General features: G+C 41.9%; 1 pseudogene. It reads left to right on the forward strand.

Features of this window, described 5'->3' with window-relative positions:
- Positions 1–606, forward strand: a pseudogene (locus ACFINM_RS09900) (hypothetical protein); the annotation flags it as partial.

Below are 606 nucleotides of genomic sequence, written 5' to 3' on the forward strand. Positions count from 1 at the left end.
GAAATCAACATAGCCAACAAGACTGGTACGGATCGGACACTTTCAGGTGTTGGTGAAGCAACAAAGGATAATGAAGCTGTTAACAAAGGTCAGCTTGATAAAGGTTTGAAGGATCTTTCTACCAGCCTTCAGTCAGATGGCTCGGCTGTTGTTCATTACGATAAAAAAGAGGGTGAGAATGGCGGCATTGATTACACGAGTGTGACTTTAGGTAAAGGTAAGGATGCAGGACCAGTTGCACTTCATAATGTAAAAGATGGTGCCATTGGTGAGAGTTCACATGATGCGGTTAATGGTAGTCAGATCAACACGATTTCTCAGAATGTAGCTAAATTCCTTGGTGGCGATGCAAAATTTGTTGAGGGTACGTTTACAGGACCAACCTACAAGTTATCCAAGGTTGATACAGCTGGTAATATAACAAATGGCTCTTTTGATAATGTTGGTAGTGCATTTACTGGTCTTGATGAGAATATCAAAAATGTGAATACACGGATTAAGGAAGTTTCTGAAGGAGTAGCACAGGATTCTTTGTTATGGAGCAAGGAAGCCGATGCCTTTGTAGCGCGTCATGAGAAGAAGCAAGAAGAACAAGGCAGAGCTGTC

This window comes from Bartonella sp. AA168HLJHH (assembly GCF_042197365.1).
Taxonomy (GTDB): domain Bacteria; phylum Pseudomonadota; class Alphaproteobacteria; order Rhizobiales; family Rhizobiaceae; genus Bartonella.